A 4,736-nucleotide genomic window follows, 5' to 3' on the forward strand; every position below is an offset into this window, starting at 1 on the left:
TGCGCTAATCCGCCGACTGTTCCAATGCATTCATCTCACTTCAAATTGAAAAATTGGCTTCCTCGATTTCATCTGATTCCGTGGCTGTTCCCGTTTCGCTCGCGAAATGATGGATGTCCTCAATTTTTCCGCGCTCAATTTCCCTCGCTTTTCGCTTTCAAAAATTGATGGCTGTCCTCACTTTTTTCTCGTTCGCAAAATGATGGATGTCCTCAATTCTCTCTCAGTTTTCTGCTGTTGCAGCTCAAGCAATAAATTGATGGCTGTCCTCGAATTTCGAATTTACCATCCCCGAATTTACCAAAATTTTTCCTAACTTCATCAACAACACTTTTTCAGGTAAGGTAGCAGCCAACATTTTGAGCGGCTAAACGCGGCCAACTATCTCATCAGCCAACGGCAGGCTTAGTTAAAGAAAGGATATCGATTGATGACATTCCGAATACTCATTCCACTACTGATTGTTGGCTGTGGTGCGGCAAACGCAGCAACGCCTACACCACAGCATTGCAGCCCATGGCAGCTCAAACAACTCTTGGGTGATACCAACGCTAAAATCGTGGATTCCGCTTGTAAAACTCTTCCTAATCATAAAGATACCGTATTGGCTTCGGCGATTTATCGTCTACAGCAAGATGAGCAATCATCCTATATATGGCAAGTGATGTTGTTGGACGCCCACAGCCACAACATCATTGGACAGTATCAAGACTTTCTTGATGAAGATACTTCCACTCGCATCGATTCAGGTGTTATCTGGCTAGATACTGCCGCATATCAGTTGGCCGATAACAACCGCGCGTTTGGGGTACGTCTCGCCATTGGATACTGGCCACAATATGCGCAAGGCGGCAGCGATAAATTCCTCACCTTGTTTAATGAGCAACCGCAAGAGGGCAAGCTGGTGCCACTTATGCAGTCACTACCACTGTTTTTTTGGACGGAAATAAGTGCCGCGAACGACTATAGCGAGCGGACGAGTGCCAAAACCAACGGTTATGTTCAAGTATTAGAATCAAGCAGCCATGGGCTACGTGATCTACAGCTGGTATATCCTGAAAACATTGAACATTGGCAAGAAAGTAGCGGTGATATTCACACCCAAAAAGGACGCACTTACAAAACAATCCTTAAATATGATGGTAACCAATACCCGTTAGGTGAATGGGATGATATTCCCAGCAAGATGTGGTACCACCGTGACCCATCATCAGCGAAGTAACTCAGGTGGCAACAGCTGTTGGCGGCCACCTGAATCTTACGAAAGGTTAAAACTGAAAACGATTCACTAACCCCTTCAGTTGCTGCGCGAGCTGCTGCAATTGAGTGCTAGCGGCTGCGGTTTGGCTGGCGCCATCGGTGATAGTGGTGGAGGCACTCTGTATATTATTCAAGTTTTGATCTACCTCGCGCGCCACCGCTGCTTGTTCTTCCGCCGCACTAGCAATAAGCAAGGTGCGGTCGCTGATATCTTTGATCTGTGATGCAATCACCTCAATACTCTGACGCGTCGCCCGTGCATTTTGCTCCATCGCCTGCGCCTGAAGATGACTCTTCTGCATTGCTTCTGCCGCTTGACGAGACTCTTGCTGTACCAATCGAATGGTTGATTCAATCTCTTCAGTAGAGTTCTGTGTACGCTGCGCCAGTGTTCTTACTTCATCCGCCACCACCGCAAACCCGCGGCCTTGGTCACCAGCGCGTGCAGCTTCAATGGCGGCGTTTAACGCTAGCAAATTGGTTTGTTCCGCAATCGCCCGAATAACATCAAGCACTTTGCTGATGTCTTCTACGCGGCGCGCCAAATCGCTAGACAGCTGATTAGAACGGGTGATCTCTTTACCAACAGCCATAATTTGTTCGGTAGTTTGTTCGACCTGAGCAAAACCATCCTGCACCGATGACTCCGCTTTTTCTGCTGCGTCAGAGGTGGATTGCGCATTCAATGCCACCTCTTCGACCGCACTGGTCATCTCAGTGACAGCCGTGGCAGCGGACTGGATCTCACCATTTTGGAGGCTTAACTCCTGTTGATTTGTGTCGGCTTGTTGATTTAGTAGTGTTGACGCGCTGGACAATGCATTTGAGGCATCTGAAATTTGGCTGATGGTATCTCGCAATTGCGTTTGCATATTCTGCATTGCACGCATTACCGCCGCAGGTTCGTCAGTAGCCCCATCATTGATCACATGGTTAAGATTACCACCAGCGACAGCCTCGGCACTCTCTATCGCTGCCGCTAACGGCCGCACTATGCTACGGGTAAACATCACACTAATAATGCCCATCAGTGTAAAACTGACTAATAGCACTATGCCGATGGCAGTCATCGCGAATTCATATCGAGCGTCCCCCGCATTACTGGCATCGGTGGCGCCCTTGTTATTAAATTCGATCATATCCTGCAACGCTTGCTCAAGCGCTTTAGCCGTAGGCTCCATATCCATCAGCTTGGCAAATGCCTGTTGCGTTAGGTTTTGCTTAGAGATCACTAAAAATTCATCATGCTGTGCAAGGTAGCTCTTCTTAGTTTGCTGATAGCGTTCAAATAATTGTTTTTCTTCAGCCGAGTTCGGGTCAATCAACTGCCGATAGCGAGTCTCAGACTTCTCAACATCCTGCATGATCACGCCAAATTGCTGCTCAGTAGCCCGCATGTCTTCATCGCGGGACTGTTGCACGTGGGTAAACTCAGCCACCCGCAGTTTTTGTGTGAGATACAACAACGCAGAATTCTGCCTGACACTAGGTAGCCAGTTGCTGCTGATTTCGGTAGACGCGTCATTTAGCCGATACATCTGTTGCACCGAAAACGCGGCCATCAGCATCATAATTACCGCGATCAAACCGAAGCTCACACCTGCTCGCCAAGCAATTTTCAAATTGCGCCAATTCATAGTGCCTTTTTCCTAACATGGTCGTGATGAAAAAAGTGTAGGTAGCAACGCTGAAAACAGCCAAGTAACCAAGCAAGATAAACCGCAGTTTTAGTCATTTAGGTAATTTGGGGATTACCGACGTAACGGCCAGCAACCATTAAAAAACGTGGCACATCCCATTTTCTCCCTGTAACTATTGAGACCTTCAAGCATCAACCCCCGCAGTGACGCTGCCGCAATGAGCAACGCATAACACCGACAAACACATCAAACAGTGACATCGAATTGATGGCTGTCCCCATCTTTTTTCTTTGAGGCATCTCAACAAATACCAGACAGCCACCAATTTGGGGTTGTTGACCACACCATACGGCGGTAGTCTTATGACATTAACAGGGAGTGAAGCTGCTACAACAAGGAGTGTTGTTATGACCGTTGCCCGCCGTCAACAAATACAGGACAGCCACCAATTTTTGGTTGCTGTTCACGCATTACGGCGGTAGTCTGATAACATTCACAGGGAGTGAAGCTGCTACAACAAGGAGTGTTGTTATGACCGTTGCCCGCCGTCGTTTGATTGATGTTGAATCAACCCCTTATTACCACGTCATTAACCGTTGTGTCCGTCGCGCATTTCTGTGTGGCGAAGATGCGTTAACTGGTCGCAGTTATGAGCATCGCCGCGAATGGATAGCCACCAAAATCCGCCAGCTTTCTGCTATTTTTTGCATCGACATTTGTGCCTATGCAGTGATGAATAATCACTATCATCTGGTGCTAAAAATTGATGTAGAAAGCCAACAGGCATTGAACTCGACAGAGGTCATTGAGCGTTGGACACAGCTATTTCATCCGCCCATGTTAGTGGCTCGTTTTTTGAAGGGTGACAAACTCGACAAAACACTGCAATTACAGTTGGATGCGTTAATTGAACAGTGGCGTAACCGGCTAGCTGATATCAGTTGGTTTATGCGCTGTTTAAACGAAGAAATCGCCCGTAAAGCAAATAAAGAAGACAACTGCACCGGCGTATTTTGGGAAGGCCGCTTTAAGTCGCAAGCCCTGTTGGATGAGCAGGCGCTGTTAACCTGCATGATGTACGTTGATTTAAACCCTATCCGCGCTGGGATTGCCGATAGCATTACAGACTCAGATTTCACCTCGATACAAGCACGAATTAAAGAGCAAGCCCAGAAAAGTGCTCAGCCAAATAAGCCAGCATCACAGTACAAAACAACACCTTTAAAACCGCTACTGCATTTTGACGGTGCCACTCAAGCGGCTACACAATCGGGCATTCCATTTCACTTTGCAGATTATTTGGAACTGATTGATTGGACTGGCCGCGCTATTCGCCCCGATAAGCGTGGTGCCATTGCAGAAACGCAGCCCAAGCTATTACACCAATTGGGAATAGCAGCAGATGCTTGGAAACAAAGTGCTACTGAATTCAGCAAACAATACGCTCGCGCTTGTGGCAGTTGGGCGGCAATGTGTGAATTCAAAACCCGCCAAGGCGGCAGGTGGTGCTGTGGCAAGCAGTACAGCAGTGAACTGTATCAGTAACACATAAAACTCATCTTCTCGTCTGTACTCAGTGAACCCCGAACGGTGTTTCACCAACTTCGCACATCCAAAATCCAACAATCGCGCAGAATCTAAGCTCAGCCTGCTACTTACTGAGGCCTAATGCCCCTCATCTTCCATCAAATCGCCATAACGCGGAAGAAAACCGAGAAAAAAGAAACAACCACGCAAATGGTGGCTGTTCCAATTATTTATGTGTGAATTCAAAACCCGCCAAGGCGGCAGGTGGTGCTGTGGCAAGCAGTACAGCAGTGAACTGTATCAGTAACA

At 47.5% G+C, this 4,736-nt stretch carries 3 protein-coding genes; 2 read left to right on the forward strand and 1 reads right to left on the reverse strand.

All coding sequences use genetic code 11. The annotated features are described in order from the left end of the window. Nucleotides 1-430: 430 nt before the first annotated feature. Complete coding sequence (locus L9G74_RS19760) at nucleotides 431-1,222, forward strand: PA3715 family protein (RefSeq protein ID WP_238898497.1); 792 nt, start codon at nucleotides 431-433, stop codon at nucleotides 1,220-1,222. A gap of 46 nt (nucleotides 1,223-1,268) precedes the next feature. Here L9G74_RS19760 and L9G74_RS19765 read toward each other — a convergent pair whose 3' ends face one another. Beyond that, nucleotides 1,269-2,897 (reverse strand): methyl-accepting chemotaxis protein, encoded by a 1,629-nt coding sequence (locus L9G74_RS19765; protein WP_238898498.1) that lies wholly within the window; start codon nucleotides 2,895-2,897, stop codon nucleotides 1,269-1,271. A 534-nt stretch (nucleotides 2,898-3,431) separates the two neighbouring features. Here L9G74_RS19765 and L9G74_RS19770 point away from each other — a divergent pair. Further along, on the forward strand, nucleotides 3,432-4,445 hold the full coding sequence (locus L9G74_RS19770) for a transposase (RefSeq protein ID WP_238898499.1): 1,014 nt from the start codon (nucleotides 3,432-3,434) through the stop codon (nucleotides 4,443-4,445). Nucleotides 4,446-4,736 lie beyond the last annotated feature (291 nt).

The sequence above is a fragment of the Shewanella electrica genome, from assembly GCF_022321485.1.
Lineage (GTDB): Bacteria > Pseudomonadota > Gammaproteobacteria > Enterobacterales > Shewanellaceae > Shewanella > Shewanella electrica.